Source organism: Methylopila henanensis (assembly GCF_042681025.1).
GTDB lineage: Bacteria > Pseudomonadota > Alphaproteobacteria > Rhizobiales > Methylopilaceae > Methylopila > Methylopila henanensis.
Map to the genome: position 1 here is coordinate 397,691 of NZ_JBHUER010000002.1, position 16,775 is coordinate 414,465.

The following is a 16,775-nucleotide window of genomic DNA, read 5'->3' on the forward strand; positions in this document are numbered from 1 at the left end:
GCTCCGCCGTCGTCACGATTTCCTTCCCGAGGCTCATGACCACGAAGCTCGAACCCGGCTCCCCCTACCCGCTCGGCGCGACCTGGGACGGGCTCGGCGTGAACTTCGCCGTATTCTCCGCCAATGCGGAGCAGATCGACCTCTGTCTGTTCGACCCGTCCGGGCGCCGCGAGATCGCGCGGGTCGCGCTGCCGGAGAAGACCGACGAGGTGTTCCACGGCTACCTCGCGGGCGCCCGCGCGGGCCTGCTGTACGGCTTCCGCGCCCACGGCCCCTACGACCCGCAGCACGGCCACCGCTTCAACCCCAACAAGCTGCTGCTCGACCCCTACGCCCGACAGATCGCCGGCGAGGTGCGCTGGTCGGACGCGCTCTACGGCTACCGGCTGCACAGCCCGCGCGGCGATCTGTCCTACGACCGGCGCGACAGCGCGCCCGGCATGCCGAAGGCGATCGTCACCGATGACGCCTTCAATTGGGGCGACGACCGGCCGCCGAACGTGCCGTGGTCGGAGACGGTGATTTACGAGGCGCATCTGCGTGGCCTCACCATGCAGCGCCTGGATATCCTCCCGCACGAGCGGGGCACCTTCGCGGCCCTCGCCAGCCCGCAGATGATCGAGCACTACAAGCGGCTCGGCGTCACCGCCGTGGAGCTGCTGCCGATCCACGCCTTCGTGCAGGACAGGCGCCTGATCGAGCAGGGCCTCAGGAACTACTGGGGCTACAACACGCTCGGGTTCTTCGCGCCGGAACAGCGCTACCTTTCCGACGGCTCGCTGACGGAGATCAAGGTCGCGGTGCGCCGACTGCACGCCGCCGGGATCGAGGTGATCCTGGACGTGGTCTACAACCACACCGCCGAAGGCAGCGAAGAAGGCCCGACGCTGTCGTTCCGCGGCCTCGACAACACGAGCTACTACCGTCTGGCGCGGGAGGACCGGCGCTACTGCGTCAACGACACCGGCACCGGCAACACGGTCAACGTCAGCCACCCGCGCGTGCTGCAGCTGGTGATGGACAGCCTGCGCTACTGGGTCGAAGCCTACCATGTCGACGGGTTCCGCTTCGATCTCGGCGTCACGCTCGGGCGCGAGGAAGACGGCTTCGATCCGGGCTCCGGCTTCTTCGACGCGATCCGTCAGGACCCCGTGCTCCAGCGTGTGAAGCTGATCTCGGAGCCGTGGGACATCGGCCCCGGCGGCTACCAGCTCGGCCATCATCCCCCCGGCTTCGCGGAGTGGAACGACCGCTACCGCGACAGCGTGCGCCGGTTCTGGCGCGGCGACGGCGGCCAGAGGCCGGAGATCGCGGCGCGGCTCGCTGGCTCGTCCGACCTGTTCGACCGGCGCTCGCGCAAGCCCTGGGCGTCGATCAACTTCGTGGCGAGCCACGACGGCTACACCCTCGCCGACGCCACCTCCTACGAACGGAAGCACAACCTCGCCAACGGCGAGGGCAACCGCGACGGCCACGGCGAGAACTACTCTTCGAACTGGGGCGTCGAAGGCCCGACTGACGACGAGGCCATTCTCGACGTTCGCGCCCGCGCGGCCCGCGCGATGCTCGCGACGCTCCTGTTCTCGAGCGGCACGCCGATGCTGCTCGCCGGCGACGAGTTCGGCCGCACCCAGAACGGCAACAACAACGCCTACGCTCAGGACAACCCGACGTCCTGGGTCGACTGGACGCTCGCGGCGTCCCCGGCCGGACGCGACCTGACGGCCTTCGTCGCGCGCCTGATCCGGCTGCGGGCCGAACACACGATCCTGCGCTGCAAGAACTTCCTGCACGGCCGCGAGGAGCCCGCCCCCGGCGTGCTCGACATCGCCTGGTTCGACGAGGCCGGGCTCGAACTCACCGCAGGCGCCTGGAACGATGGCGGAGAACGGACGTTGACGCTTCGCCGCGCCACGCGCGGCGGCGGCGGCTCCGCTCCGATCCTGACCCTGATGCTGAATCCCACTGCCGACGACCGCACCTTCCGGGCACCTCCCCCCGCCTTGCCGACGACGGTGCTTATCGACACCGCGGCGCCGGACGCGCCCGAACGCCCGCTCGAGGGCGACACGATCGTGGTCGCCGCCCGAAGCGGGGTGCTGCTTTACGCCGTGGCGTCGTCGGGGCGCCGTCGGAACCACGCCCCGCCCTCGAACGATCCGACTGGAGAATGACCGCTTGAGCGCCGCCTTCGAACGCAAGCTGCCTTTCGGCGCCTCGGTCGGCGCGGACAAGACGCTCTTCCGGTTCTGGGCGCCGGCGCATCCAGAGGTCCGGCTTGAGATCGAAGGTTCGGACCCCGTCGCCATGGCGCCTGAAGACGGCGGCTGGTTCTCGGCGGAGCTCCCGGCGCCCGCAGGCTCCCGCTATCGCTTCCACCTGCCCAATGGCCTCGCTGTGCCGGACCCCGCTTCGCGCTTCCAGGACGGCGACATCCACGGCTGGAGCGTCGTGGTCGATCCCAAGGCCTACCACTGGAAAACGGGCGGCTGGACCGGGCGCCCGTGGGCGGAAACAGTGGTCTACGAGCTCCACGTCGGTTGCTTCGGCGGGTTCGCCGGCGTCGCCGAGGCGCTGCCGCTGCTGGCCGAACTCGGCGTCACCGCCGTGCAGCTCATGCCCATCGCAGATTTTCCGGGCGCGCGGAACTGGGGCTACGACGGCGTGCTGCCCTATGCGCCCGACGCCGCCTATGGAACGCCGGACGAGCTGAAGGCGCTGATCGACCGCGCGCACGGACTCGGCCTGATGGTCTTCCTCGACGTGGTCTACAACCACTTCGGGCCGGACGGGAACTACATCGGAGCCGCGGCGCCGACCTTCTTCCGCGACGACCTGCAGACGCCGTGGGGCGGCGCCATCGACTTTCGGCTGCCGGAAGTGCGGAGCTACTTCACCGAGAACACGCTCTACTGGCTGATGGAGCACCGCTTCGACGGGCTGCGGCTCGACGCGGTTCACGCGATCTCCGAGCAGGACTGGATCGACGAGATGGCCGCGGCGGTGCGCGCGACGGTCGAGCCCGGCCGCCACGTCCACCTGATCCTCGAAAACGAGCACAACCAGCAGTCCCATCTCGCCGGCGACGTCGACGCGCAGTGGAACGACGATTTCCACCACGTCATCCATGTCCTGCTGACCGGCGAGCGTGAAGGCTATTACGAGGACTATGTCGAAGACGCCGCGGCGAAGCTCGCGCGGACGCTCTCCGAGGGCTTCGTCTACCAGGGCGAGCCATCGCCGCATCTCGACGGCAAGCCGCGGGGCACGCCGAGCGGCCACCTGCCGCCGACGGCCTTCATCAGCTTCCTTCAGAACCACGACCAGATCGGCAACCGCGCCTTCGGCGACCGGCTGACCGCGCTCGCCGACCCGCGTGGGGTCGAGGCCGCGACCGCCGCCCTGCTGCTCATCCCGCACATCCCGATGATCTTCATGGGCGAAGAGGTCGCGAGCGAGACGCCGTTCCTGTTCTTCACCGACCATAATGACGAGCTCGCCGAAGCCGTGCGCTTCGGGCGTCGCAAGGAGTTCGCCAAGTTCGCCGCCTTCGCGGGCGCGGAAATTCCCGACCCCAACGCGGCGTCGACCTTCGAGCGCTCAATCCCCGAGCCGCACCCGGAACGCGCCGAGGAGCGGACGGCGCTCTACCGCCGGCTGCTCGCGCTGCGCGCCGCGAAGATCACGCCCGGCGTCCCAGGCGCGAAATCGGCGGGCGCGGAGCCGCTTGGCCCGAAGGCCGCGGTCGCACGCTGGGAGCTTGGTGACGGCTCGCGCCTCACCGTCGCGCTGAACCTCGCCGAAGAACCGGCGTCGATCGCGCCGATCGAAGGCCCGGTCCTGTTCGAGACCACGCCCGGCGCGGCCGACGCCGCGCGCGCAGGCCAGTTGCCGGGCTACGCCACCATCGCTCTTCTGGAATCCGCCGCGTGAACCACGATGAGGCCGTTCTTTCGCTCGCCCGCCGCGCCGGTTTCTCAGTCGACTGGATCGACCAGACCGGACGCAAGCAGACCGTAACCCCGGACAGGCTGCGCCGGCTGCTGGAAGCGATGGGTCTTCCCTGCGAAACCAGCGCCGACGCGGCGGAGTCGATCCATCGGCTTGACGCGCTCGACGCCGCGCGCCCGGCGCTCGTCACCGCCCGCGTCGGCGAGGCTTTCGCGCTGAAGGCGCCGGCCGGCGCAGCGGCCCGATTCGTCCGCGAGGACGGCGCCTCGTTCGATCTGACTCTCGGAGACGCCGGCGGCGGCCGCGCGTTGATGCGCGCCGTGCTCGAGCCCGGCTATCACCGGCTACTGATCGGCGATGAGGAGACCATTCTAGCGGTCGCGCCGCCAAGCGGGCCGAGCGTCGTCACCGCCGGCGGCGGGCGGCGGATGTGGGGGCTTGCGGCGCAGGTCTACGGACTGACGCGCTCCGGCGACGGCGGCATTGGCGACCTCGGAGGCGTCGCCGCGCTCGCGGAGGTCGCGGCGCACGCAGGCGCCGACGCGCTGGCGCTGTCTCCGCTGCACGCCGGCTTCACCGCCGACCCACACCATTTCGGCCCCTACTCACCGTCAAGCCGCCTGTTCCTCAATCCGCTCAACGGCGATCCCGACTTCCTGTTCGGGGAAGAGCGGGTCGCAGCGGCCTCAGACCTCGCGGGCGTCGCGGGCGTCCGCGCGCTTCATGAGCGCGCGGCCCTGATCGACTGGCCGGACGCGGCTCACGCGAAGCTCGCCACGCTGCGCGCGCTCTACGAAAGCTTCCGTGACTTCGAACTCGCCGAGGCGACGCCCGGTCGTCTCGCCGCGGATTTCGCCGCGTTCCGCGCCGAGGGCGGCGCGCTGCTCGAGGAGCACGCACGGTTCGAGACGCTGCACGGCGCCCGTTTCGCCGCCGACGCTGGGCAGTGGAGCTGGCGCCGCTGGCCCGAGCCGCTGAGAAACCCCGCGAGCGCGGAAGTGGCGGCCTTCGCGGCCGAGCACGGCGACACGGTGACGTTCCACGTCTTCCTGCAATGGATCGCGGACCGCTCCTTCGCCGCGGCCCAGAAGGTCGCGCGCGGCGCGGGCATGGCGATCGGGCTGATCTCCGATCTCGCGGTCGGCATGGACGCCGGCGGCAGCCACGCGTGGGGCCGGCAGGACGACGTGCTGGTGGGCCTCTCGGTCGGCGCTCCGCCGGACCTGTTCAATGCCGGCGGCCAGGCCTGGGGCCTCGCCACCTTCTCGCCCATCGCGCTGAAAAAGAGCGGTTTCGCCCCGTTCCTCGCCACGCTGCGCGCCTGCATGAAGAACGCGGGCGGCGTGCGCATCGACCACGCCATGGGGCTGACGCGGCTCTGGATGATCCCCGAGAACGAGGGCGCAGAAAACGGAGCCTACCTCGCCTACCCGGCCGACGACATGCTCCGCCTCGTCGCGCTCGAATCCCACCGCAACCGCGCGGTCGTGGTCGGCGAAGACCTCGGCACGGTGCCGGACGGCTTCCGCGAGCGGCTTGCGGCGACGGGAATAGCCGGCATGCGCGTGCTGCAGTTCGAGCGCGACGGCGCGCGGTTCTATCCGCCGGACTATTATCCCGACGACGCGCTCGCGATGACCACGACCCACGACCTGCCGACCACCGCCGGCTGGTGGCGGGGGGCCGACATCGATCTCCGCGCCGGCATCGCGGGCGACCAGTTCGGCGAAACGGCGGCGAACGACCACGCCACGCGCGCCGAGGACAGGAAGAAGCTCTGGGCCGCCTTTGCCGCGGCGGGGGTCGCCGAGGGCGCCCCGCCGCCGCAGGAGGAGCCTGACGCGGCCCTCGACGCTGCCGTGAGCTTCCTCGCTTTGACGCCTTCGAAGCTCGCGCTCCTCCCCCTCGAGGACGCACTCGGGCAGACCGAGCAGCCAAACCTGCCCGGCACCCTCGACGAACACCCCAATTGGCGACGCCGGCTCCCCGCGCCGGCCCCCGAGCTTCTCGCCGCGCACGCGGCGAAGGACCGGCTCGCCAGCCTGAACCGGAGACGAGACCCGTGACCGCAGCGCCGCCGCCCCCGCCCGCTCCCCCGCGGGCCACGATGCGCCTGCAGTTCCACAAGGACTTCACCTTCGCGGACGCCATCCCGCTGGTCGGCTACCTCAAGGCGCTCGGGATCAGCCACCTCTACTCGTCGCCGATCCTGACCGCCCGCGCGGGCTCGATGCACGGCTATGACGTGGTCGACCCGACCACCGTGAACCCGGAGCTCGGCGGCGAAGACGGCTTCCGGGCTCTGGTCGCCGCTCTGCGCGCGGAAGGGCTCGGCGTCATCGTCGACATCGTCCCGAACCACATGGCGGTCGGCAAGGACGACAACGCCTGGTGGCTCGACGTTCTTACCTACGGACGCGGCAGTCGGTTCGCGCATTTCTTCGACATCGACTGGGAGCCGGCCGATCCCGTGCTCCACGGCAAGATCCTGCTGCCGACGCTCGGCTCGACCTACGGCGAAGCGTTGCGCAACGGCGACCTGCAGATCACGCGCGAAGGCAAGCGCGGGGGCCTCGTGGTGCGTTACGCCGACCACATGTTTCCGCTGCGCCCCGAAGACCGGTACGAGATCGAAAGCGTCGGCCTCGAGGCCTACGATCCCGCGACGGACGAGGGGCGCGAGCGCTTTCACGCCTTGCTCGAGAAGCAGAACTGGCGGCTCGCGCACTGGATGGTCGCGGGCGACGAAATAAACTGGCGCCGATTCTTCGACGTGAACGAGCTTGCGGGCCTGCGCATCGCCGACCCGGCCGTGTTCGAGGCGACCCATGAGCTGCTGCTACGGCTCTATGGCGAAGGGTTGATCGACGGCTTCCGCGTCGACCACATCGACGGCCTGATGGACCCCGGCGGCTACGCCCGCCGCCTGCGGGAGCATCTCGACGCGGTCCAGCGCGACCGGCCGGGACCGCTGGCCGATCAGCGCGCCTATCTCGTGATCGAGAAGATTCTGGGCCCCGGCGAAGAGCTCGCCTCGGACTGGGCGGTGGACGGCGCGAGCGGCTACGACTTCATGGACGACGTCAGCGCGCTTCTGCACGACGCCGCCGGCGAAGCCCCGCTCGCCGCGTTCTGGGCCGAAGTGAGCGGGCGGCCGGCCGACTTTCACGCCGAGGAGGAGATCGCGCGCCGGGAGATCCTCGACCGCTCCTTCTCCGCCCAGCTCGACCAGGCCGCTCAGGCGCTGCATCAGGTGGCGCGGCTCGACTACGACACGCGCGACACGCCGCGCGCCGCGATCCGCCGGGCGCTGGTCGAGCTGCTGGCGCACTTCCCCGCCTACCGCACCTACGCCAACGCCGCCGAACCACGCAGTGAGGCCGATCGGGCGCTGTTCGAGCGCGCGATGGCGAAGGCGCGCCAGTCCATCCTGCCGGCCGACCTCAACGTGCTGGAGTTGCTCGACGGCTGGCTCGGCGGCGCGGTCGGCCCCGAAGACCAGCGCCTGCTGCGCGACAAGGCCATCCGTCGCTTCCAGCAGCTTTCGGCGCCGGTCGCCGCGAAGGCGGTGGAGGACACCGCGTTCTATCGCTACGGCAAGCTCGTCTCCCGCACCGACGTCGGTTTCGACGTGGCGACCTTTGCGATCGACGTCCCTACGTTCCACGCCCGGACCGCCGCCCGCGCCCGCGCCTTTCCCGACGCGATGCTTACGACGGCGACCCATGACCACAAGCGCGGCGAGGACGTGCGCGCCCGCGTCGCGGTGCTGAGCGAGATTCCGGAGGAGTGGATCGCGACCGCGCGACGCTGGCGCGAACTCGCTGAGCCGCTGCGCGCTCCCGACGCGCCGTCGGCCGCCGACGAACTGATCCTGTTCCAGATTCTTGTGGGAGCATGGCCGGACGAACTGTCTCCGGACGACGCCGAGGGCTGCGCGGCCTTCGCCGAACGCGTCGCGGGCTGGCAGCTCAAGGCGATGCGCGAAGCCAAGCTCGCGACCGACTGGTCGGCTCCGAACGAAGCGTATGAGGCCGCGGCGAGGCGTTTGCTGGACGGCGTCCTGACCGGCGGGGACGCCACGCTCCGCCGCGCGATCGCGACCTTCGCCGAGCGGATCGGCGCGGCGGGCGCCGCGAACGGCCTCCTGCAGACCCTGCTGAAGCTCACCATACCAGGCGTGCCCGACACCTATCAGGGCACGGAGTTCTGGGACCTGACACTGGTCGATCCGGACAACCGGCGGCCCGTCGATTACGCCGCCCGCGCGGATGCGCTCGCGCGGGAAGAAACCGCCGGCGCGGCGGCGGCCCATTGGCGCGACGGCGCGGTCAAGCAGGCGCTGATCGCGGCGGTCCTTGGCGAACGCGCCCGCCGGCCGTCTCTGTTCGCCCGCGGCGCCTACGAACCTCTCACGGTCGACGGTCCTGTCGCCGACGACGTCATTGCCTTCGCCCGTTCGCTCGAAGGTGAGACTGCCGTCGTGATCGGCCTGCGCGCCACCGCCGGCCGGCTGGCCGCGGACGGGTCGCTCGCGCCCGACGCCATCGCCTTGCGCGACACGACTGTCTCCCTGCCGTCACAGCTTGCGGGAAAGACGCTGATCGACCGGCTGACGGGACGGAGGCTCGAACCAGGCGGCGCACTGCAACTGACGGAATTGACTGAGCTTTCCCTCGCCCTGTTGGTCGCGACGGACTGACGCGCCGGTCGTTCGTCGTATGTCAATCTGTCGACTTCGTGGTTCAATCGAATCGTTCTAGGCGGCGTCTCGGGGGAGAACCGGCCCATGGCCGGATCGCCGTTGCGGTGAGCGCACATTGCGCGCGCCGCCGGACAGACCGTCGGGGAATGACGTCGATGAGCACATTCAAGATTCCGTTGTCGGGGCAGGACGCCGAACTGATCGCGCAGGCCCTCGACGTCTACGCCACGACGCTGATGTGCGCGCCGCTGGGCCTTGGCCTCGAATTGCTCGTGGACGTGCGCGAGCTGCGTGACCGCATCGCGGCGGCGTCCGACGAACACGAGGCGGCGCGGGACGCGTCGACCGCGGCCGGCGGGAACGTGGTGGCGTTCGCGCGCGCCTGATCGCGCGAGGCGACCGCGGCGAGTTTTTTCGTTCGATCCCGCATCGCAGCATTGCCAAGCCGAGGTCGTGCGTGCCTGACTGGCGCGATCGCGCCGGTGCGGGCGCCGCGACTGAGGGAGACCTCGCATGAACGATGCAACGACCCCGCCGGACGACGACGTCGCTCGCCGTCCGGTGCGTGAAGCAGGTCCCGCCGGGACCACCGACTCCGGCGTCGACGCAAAAAAACTGCAGAAGGAAATCCTCGCCGAGTTGACCTACTCGGTCGGCCGCTCGCCGGAGACGGCGAGCCCGCGCGACTGGTTCGTCGCGACGGCCTACGCGGTGCGCGACCGCATCGTCGACCGCTGGGTCGCCGATCACGCGAGCAAGGAAAACAAGCCGGCGAAGCGGGTCTACTATCTCTCGCTCGAGTTCCTGATCGGACGCCTGCTGTTCGACGCGCTCAATAACCTCAACCTGACCGACGTCGCCCGCGAGGCGCTGTCAGGCCTCGGCGTCGATCTCGATCGCATCCGCACCGCCGAGCCGGACGCCGCGCTGGGCAATGGCGGCCTCGGCCGCCTCGCCGCCTGCTTCATGGATTCGATGGCCTCGATCGGCGTGCCGGCCTTTGGCTACGGCATCCGCTACGACCACGGCCTGTTCCGCCAGGGCATGCGCGACGGCTGGCAGCAGGAATATCCGGAGGACTGGCTGTCCTTCGGCAATCCGTGGGAGTTCGCCCACCCCGAGATCGACTATCCCATCGGCTTCGGCGGCTATGTCGAGCAGATCAATGAGGGCGGCGCGGCGAAGCATGTCTGGCGGCCGGCCGAGACCGTCGAGGCGGTGGCCTTCGACACGCCCGTCGCCGGCTGGCGCGGGCGGCACGTCAACACGCTGCGGCTGTGGTCGGCGCGCGCCGGCGACGTGCTGAAGCTCGACGCTTTCAACCGTGGCGACTATGTCGGCGCGCTCGCCGACCGCGTGCGCGTCGAGTCGATCTCGAAGGTGCTCTATCCCTCCGACGAGACCCCGGCGGGACAGGAGCTGCGGCTCCGACAGGAGTATTTCTTCGCCTCCGCCTCGCTGCAGGACCTCGTGCGTCGGCATCTTGAGGAGTGGGGCGATCTTCGCTCCCTGCCCGATCATGTGGCGATCCAGCTCAACGACACCCATCCCGCGATCGCGGTGCCGGAGCTGATGCGCATCCTCGTCGACCTCCACGGCGTCGCCTGGGGCGAAGCGTGGAAGATCACGGTCGCGACATTCTCCTACACCAACCACACGCTGCTGCCCGAGGCGCTGGAAAGCTGGCCGGTGCCGCTGATGGAGCGGCTGCTGCCGCGCCACATGCAGATCATCTACCTGATCAACGCGCTCGAGCTCGACGCCGCCCGCAAGCGCCACCCCGGCGACGACGCTCTTCTGGCGTCGGTCTCCCTGATCGAGGAGACGAACGGCCGGCGCGTGCGCATGGGCCAGCTCGCCTTCACCGGATCGCACAAGGTCAACGGCGTGTCGGCGCTCCACACCGACCTGATGAAGCAGACGGTGTTCCGCGACCTTCACCGGCTGCATCCCGACCGCATCGTCAACAAGACCAACGGCATCACCTTCCGCCGCTGGCTCGCCCAGGCCAATCCAGGGCTCACCTCGATCCTCATCGACGCGGTCGGCCCCGAGCTGCTCGACGACCCGATGCGGCTCGAGAAGCTGCTGCCGATGGTCGGGGACACCGGCCTGCACGAGCGCCTGACGGAGTCTAAGCGCGCCAACAAGGTCGCGCTCGCCAAGGTGATCGCGGATCGGCTCGACGTGCAGGTGGACCCGGACGCGCTGTTCGATGTCCAGATCAAGCGCATCCACGAATACAAGCGCCAGCTCCTGAACATTCTGGAGACGGTCGCGATCTACAACGCCATGCGCGCCCAGCCGATGCGGGCCTGGATGCCGCGGGTGAAGATCTTCGCCGGCAAGGCGGCGGCGAGCTACCATCAGGCCAAGCTGATCATCAAGCTCGCCAACGACGTCGCCCGGGTGGTGAACTCCGATCCCACCGTGCGCGGCCTTCTGAAGGTGGCGTTCCTGCCGAACTACAATGTCAGCCTCGCCGAGATCATCATCCCGGCCGCCGACCTGTCGGAGCAGATCTCGACCGCCGGCATGGAGGCTTCGGGCACCGGCAATATGAAGCTGGCGCTCAACGGCGCGCTCACCATCGGCACGCTCGACGGCGCGAACGTCGAGATCAAGGAGCACGTGGGCGACGAGAACATCTTCATTTTCGGCCTGACGGCGCAGGAGGTGGAGGCGCGCAAGCGCCGCGGCTACGACGCTCACGCCGCGGTCGAAGCCTCCTCGACCCTGCGCGAGGTGCTCGAAGCAATCCGCAACGGCGTGTTCTCGCCCGACGATCCCAACCGCTACCGCGGTTTCGTCGACGGACTTCTGAACCACGACACCTTCCTGGTGACGGCGGATTTCGACGCCTACTTCGCGGCCCAGCGGCGGGTCTACAAGCTCTGGCGCGACCGGGCGGCCTGGATGAAGGCGAGCGTCACCAACACCGCCAAGGTCGGCTGGTTCTCCTCCGACCGCACGATCGCGGAATACGCCGACGATATCTGGGGCGTGACGCCAGCGAACCGCTGAGACGGCGTCCGGATTTCCGCTAGCATGAAGCAACCGGCGCGCGCCGCTCCCTCGGCCGGGGGAGCGGCGACGACGACCGGACCACAACGTGTGAGAGGAACGCCGCCATGTCCGCCAAAGCGCCGCTCGGCCCGCCCTACGCCCGCGGGGCGATGGCCTATGTGCTCGCCGGCGGCCGCGGCTCGCGCCTGATGGAGCTGACGGACCGCCGCGCCAAGCCCGCGGTCTATTTCGGCGGCAAGACCCGCATCATCGACTTCGCGCTCTCGAACGCGCTGAACTCCGGCATCCGGCGTATCGGCGTCGCCACGCAGTACAAGGCGCACAGCCTGATCCGCCACCTGCAGCGCGGCTGGAACTTCTTCCGCACCGAGCGCAACGAGAGCTTCGACGTGCTGCCCGCCAGCCAGCGGGTCTCCGAGGAAGCCTGGTATCTCGGCACCGCCGACGCCGTCTACCAGAACCTCGACATCATCGAGGACTACGCGCCGCGCCACATGGTGATCCTCGCGGGCGACCACATCTACAAGATGGACTACGAACTTATGCTCGCGCAGCACGTCGAGAGCGGCGCCGACGTCACGGTCGGCTGTCTCGAGGTCGCCCGCTCCGAGGCCTCCGGCTTCGGCGTGATGCACATCGACGAAAACGACCGGATCATCGACTTCCTGGAGAAGCCGGCGGACCCGCCCGCCATGCCCGGCAAGCCGGACGTCTCGCTCGCGAGCATGGGCATCTACGTCTTCGACACGCCGTTCCTGTTCGATCTGCTGCGCAAGGACGCGGAAGACCCAAACTCGTCCCACGACTTCGGCAAGGACATCATCCCGGAGATCGTGAAGGGCGGAAAAGCGGTGGCGCACCACTTCGCCCACTCCTGCGTGCGCTCCAGCACCGAAGAGGAGCCCTATTGGCGCGACGTGGGCACGGTCGACGCCTATTTCGAGGCCAACATCGACCTGACGGACTTCGTGCCCGCGCTCGACCTCTACGACACCGAATGGCCGATCTGGACCTTCGCCGAGATCACCCCGCCGGCGAAGTTCATCCACGACAAGGACGACCGCCGCGGACGCGCGATCTCCTCGCTCGTGTCCGGCGGCTGCATCGTCTCGGGCGCGGGCGTCAAGGAATCGCTGCTCTTCACCGGCGTGCGGGTGAACTCCTACGCTGACGTCGAGCGCGCGGTCATCCTGCCTTACGTGGAGATCGGCCGGCACGCGCGCCTCAGCAACGTGGTCATCGACCGCGGCGTCGCGATTCCGGAAAAGCTGGTCGTCGGCGAGGATCCCGAACTCGACGCTCGGCGCTTCCGCCGCACGAGCAAAGGCGTGTGCCTGATCACGCAGTCGATGATCGACCAGCTGTGAGCCGCCGATGACCGCCGTCCTTTCCGTCGCCTCCGAAGCCTATCCGCTCGTCAAGACCGGTGGGCTGGCCGACGTCGTCGGCGCGCTTCCCGGGGCCCTCGCCCCGCACGGCGTCGCCGTCCGGACGCTGCTTCCGGGCTACCCTTCGGTTCTTTCCGCCATGCCCGGCGGGGAGGTGGTGGCGCATTTCGACGACCTGTTCGGCGGACCGGCCGAGATCGTGGCCGCCTCGCCGCGCGGGCTCGACGTGCTCGCGATCGACGCGCCTCATCTCTTCGCCCGCCAGGGCAACCCCTATGTCGGGCCTGACGGTCGCGACTGGGACGATAACGCCCTGCGTTTCGCGGCTGTAGGCAAGGTCGCGGCCGAGATCGGACGGGGCGCCGCAGGATTGCCGGCGCCGGATATAGTGCATATGCACGATTGGCAGGCGGGCCTCGCCGCCGCCTACCTCGCCTTCGCGCCCCATCCGCGGCCGAAGACGGTCGCGACCATCCACAACATGGCCTTCCAGGGCTGGTTTCCGGCTTCTGTCTTCGGCGCGCTCGGCCTGCCCGAAGCGGCCTTCGGGATTGACGGCGTCGAGTATTTCGGCGGCGTCGGCTACCTCAAGGCCGCGCTCCAGTTCGCAGACCGCATCACCACCGTCTCGCCGAGCTACGCCGCCGAGATCATGGAGCCGGACGGCGGGCTCGGGCTCGACGGGCTGCTGCGCGCCCGCGCCGACGTCGTCTCGGGCGTCCTGAACGGCGTCGACGTCGAGGTCTGGAACCCCGAGACCGACCCGACCCTGGCCTCGCCCTACTCCGCCGCCAATCCCGGCGGCAGGGAAGCGAACCGCCGTGCGCTGGCGCAGGAGTTCGGGCTCGACGTGGGCGACGGCGTGCTGTTCGCGGTCATCAGCCGCCTGTCGAGCCAGAAAGGTCTCGACCTGCTCGCCGACGCCATACCCACGCTTCTCGGCGTCGGCGGCACGCTCGCGCTCGTCGGCGCGGGCGAATCCTGGCTCGAAGAACGCTTCAGCCGCCTCGCGGCGGAGCATCCCGGGCGGATCGGCGTCTTCATCGGCTACGACGAGCGCAAGGCGCATCTCGTGCAGGCCGGCGCGGACGCGCTGCTGGTGCCCTCGCGCTTCGAGCCCTGCGGCCTGACGCAGCTCTGCGCGCTCCGCTACGGCGCCCTGCCGGTGGTCTCACGCGTCGGCGGCCTCGCCGACACCGTCATCGACGCCAACCCGGCTGCGATCGCCGCCGGCGTCGCGACCGGCGTCCAGTTCTCACCGACGACTCAGGGCGCGCTGGAGGCGGCGCTTCGCCGGACCGCGGCGCTGCACGCCGACCGCGACCTCTGGACCCGCATCCAGAGCAACGGCATGCGTTCCGACGTGTCGTGGGACGCATCCGCCCGTACTTACGCCAGACTTTATGCGGAACTTGCGCGGACGACGTGACGCTGCGGCGGTGGAGCGCATCCCTGCCTCGTTTTGTTGCGTTTGCGAAGGTGCTCAAATAAGAAACATTCGTCGCGCAGAGCGACGTAACGGGCGCGGCTTCGTGCTGGCGTCGGCAGATGAACGCAAGATGACTTCCCTGGGGGATTGCGCATGCGCGTGACGATGATCGGTTCAGGCTATGTCGGGCTCGTGTCCGGCGCATGCTTCGCGGACTTCGGCCACGAAGTGACCTGCGTCGACCTGGACCAGGCCAAGATCGACGGACTGAAGCGCGGAGTCATGCCCATCTTCGAGCCGGGCCTCGACGATCTCGTCGCCCGCAACGTCGAGGCCGGCCGCCTCACCTTCACCACCGAGCTCGCGCCCGCCGTGAAGGACGCGGCGGTGGTGTTCATCGCGGTCGGCACGCCGTCCCGTCGCGGCGACGGCCACGCCGACCTCACCTACGTCTATGAAGCGGCGCGCCAGATCGGCCAGGCCGTGACCGGCTTCACCGTCATCGTCGACAAGTCGACGGTCCCAGTCGGCACCGGCGACGAGGTCGAACGCATCCTGAAGGAAGCCAACCCGAACGCCGACATCTCGGTGGCGTCCAACCCCGAATTCCTCCGCGAAGGCTCGGCCATCGGCGACTTCAAGCGCCCGGACCGCATCGTGGTCGGGGTCGAGGACGACCGCGCCAAGGACGTGATGGAAGAGCTTTACCGCCCGCTCTACCTCAACGTCGCGCCGCTGGTGTTCACCGGCCGCCGCACCGCCGAGCTGATCAAGTACGCCGCCAACGCCTTCCTCGCGACCAAGATCACCTTCATCAACGAGATCGCCGATCTCTGCGAGAAGGTCGGCGCCAACGTGCAGGAGGTCGCCCGCGGCATCGGCCTCGACAACCGCATCGGCTCCAAGTTCCTGCACGCCGGCCCAGGCTTCGGCGGCTCGTGTTTCCCCAAGGACACCCGCGCCCTCGTGCGGACCGGCCGCGACTACGGCGCGCCGATCAAGATCGTCGAGATGGTCGAGGAGGTGAATGAGGCCCGCAAGCTCGCGATGGCCGAGCGCATCATCGCGGCGAGCGGCGGCGACGTCTCCGGCAAGCGCATCGCGGTGCTCGGCCTCGCGTTCAAGCCGAACACCGACGACATGCGCGAGGCGCCCTCGCTCGCGATCGTTCCGGCGCTGGAGAAGGCCGGCGCCACGGTCGCCGCGTTCGACCCGGAGGCGATGGAGCAGGCCAAGCCGCTGCTGCCGAACGTCGTATACGCCGACGACGCCTACTCCGCGATCAAGGACGCCGACGCCCTCGTGATCCTGACCGAGTGGGACCAGTTCCGCGCGCTCGACCTCGCCCGCGTGAAGGCCACCCTGAAGGCCCCGATCGTGGTGGACCTGCGCAACGTCTACCGCCCCGACGACATGGCCCAGCGCGGCTTCACCTACAGCGGCATCGGCGCGGCCGGCTGAGCCGGACCACGTCCACTGTGGCGCCGGGGCGACAAGGCCCCGGCAAACGCGCGCGGCGCGCGTGATCCGTCGCGCCGCGCGGCCCGTCGCGCCCTATCCTCAGCGCAAGGCGACAAGAAGCCGTCGACGGACAGTGTTCCGTGAACGGCCGCGTTGGGCGTGAGGGCAGGTCGGTTCGATGACATCCGCGTTTCGTGCTTTCCCGGCGGCGCGCTTCGCGCTCGCATCTGCGGGCTTCGCCGTCCTGCTCGCCGGCTGCGGCGGCTCGTCCTCCCTGTCTACCGCCGGCGGCGCGCCCGGCGTCGTAGCGGCCATGTCGACAAGCTATCCGTCGGCGCTGCCGGTGCAGTACCGCCGGACGGAAGTGACGGACCCGACCGGCGAAGCGCCGGGCACCGTCGTCATCGACACCGCCGACAAGTTTCTCTACCTCGTGGAGCCCAACGGCCGCGCGGTCCGCTACGGCGTCGGCGTCGGCAAGGAAGGCTTCGGCTGGAGCGGCGAGGCAGTGGTCGGCGCCAAACAGGAATGGCCGGACTGGGTGCCGCCCCCCGAGATGTTGCAGCGCCGGCCGGACCTGCCGCTGCGCATGGCGGGCGGCCCCGAGAACCCGCTCGGCGCCCGCGCGCTCTACCTTCACCGCGGCGGCCGGGACACGCTGTTCCGCATCCACGGCACCAATGAGCCCCACACCATCGGCCGGGCGATGTCGTCGGGCTGCATCCGCATGATCAATTTCGACGTCGAGGATCTCTACACGCGGGTCCCGATCGGCGCGAAGGTGGTGGTGCGCTGAGACGAACGGACCGGCGCG

Annotated in this window: 10 protein-coding genes; all 10 read left to right on the plus strand. The window is 69.5% G+C overall.

The annotated features are described in order from the left end of the window. The first annotated feature begins 35 nt into the window (after positions 1-35). The 10 genes from glgX to ACFSCV_RS04570 all read left to right on the plus strand — a co-directional run bounded on the left by glgX (position 36) and on the right by ACFSCV_RS04570 (position 16,757). Positions 36-2,174 (plus strand): glycogen debranching protein GlgX, encoded by a 2,139-nt coding sequence (gene glgX, locus ACFSCV_RS04525; protein ID WP_378797402.1) that lies wholly within the window; start codon positions 36-38, stop codon positions 2,172-2,174. Positions 2,175-2,178: 4 nt separating this feature from the next. Further along, positions 2,179-3,933 (plus strand): malto-oligosyltrehalose trehalohydrolase, encoded by a 1,755-nt coding sequence (treZ, locus tag ACFSCV_RS04530; RefSeq protein ID WP_378797404.1) that lies wholly within the window; start codon positions 2,179-2,181, stop codon positions 3,931-3,933. Next, positions 3,930-6,017 (plus strand): 4-alpha-glucanotransferase, encoded by a 2,088-nt coding sequence (gene malQ / locus ACFSCV_RS04535; RefSeq protein WP_378797406.1) that lies wholly within the window; start codon positions 3,930-3,932, stop codon positions 6,015-6,017. Before treZ ends, malQ begins: the two co-directional genes overlap by 4 nt. Further along, complete coding sequence (gene treY, locus ACFSCV_RS04540) at positions 6,014-8,653, plus strand: malto-oligosyltrehalose synthase (RefSeq protein WP_378797409.1); 2,640 nt, start codon at positions 6,014-6,016, stop codon at positions 8,651-8,653. Before malQ ends, treY begins: the two co-directional genes overlap by 4 nt. A gap of 158 nt (positions 8,654-8,811) precedes the next feature. Beyond that, the gene (locus tag ACFSCV_RS04545; protein WP_378797411.1) at positions 8,812-9,042 is read left to right on the plus strand and encodes a hypothetical protein; all 231 of its coding nucleotides are present in this window, start codon (positions 8,812-8,814) and stop codon (positions 9,040-9,042) included. Between the two features lie 127 nt (positions 9,043-9,169). After that, positions 9,170-11,680 (plus strand): glycogen/starch/alpha-glucan phosphorylase, encoded by a 2,511-nt coding sequence (locus ACFSCV_RS04550; RefSeq protein WP_378797413.1) that lies wholly within the window; start codon positions 9,170-9,172, stop codon positions 11,678-11,680. Positions 11,681-11,787: 107 nt separating this feature from the next. Further along, a complete protein-coding gene (gene glgC / locus ACFSCV_RS04555) occupies positions 11,788-13,050 on the plus strand; it encodes a glucose-1-phosphate adenylyltransferase (RefSeq protein ID WP_378797415.1) in 1,263 nt (420 codons plus the stop codon). Between the two features lie 7 nt (positions 13,051-13,057). Beyond that, positions 13,058-14,500, plus strand: coding sequence for a glycogen synthase GlgA (gene glgA / locus ACFSCV_RS04560; RefSeq protein WP_378797417.1), 1,443 nt, complete (start codon positions 13,058-13,060; stop codon positions 14,498-14,500). Between the two features lie 153 nt (positions 14,501-14,653). After that, entirely contained in the window at positions 14,654-15,961 is a 1,308-nt protein-coding gene (locus tag ACFSCV_RS04565) for a UDP-glucose dehydrogenase family protein (protein ID WP_378797419.1), read from the plus strand. 178 nt (positions 15,962-16,139) lie between these two features. Then, complete coding sequence (locus ACFSCV_RS04570) at positions 16,140-16,757, plus strand: L,D-transpeptidase (protein ID WP_378797421.1); 618 nt, start codon at positions 16,140-16,142, stop codon at positions 16,755-16,757. Positions 16,758-16,775: the final 18 nt, after the last annotated feature.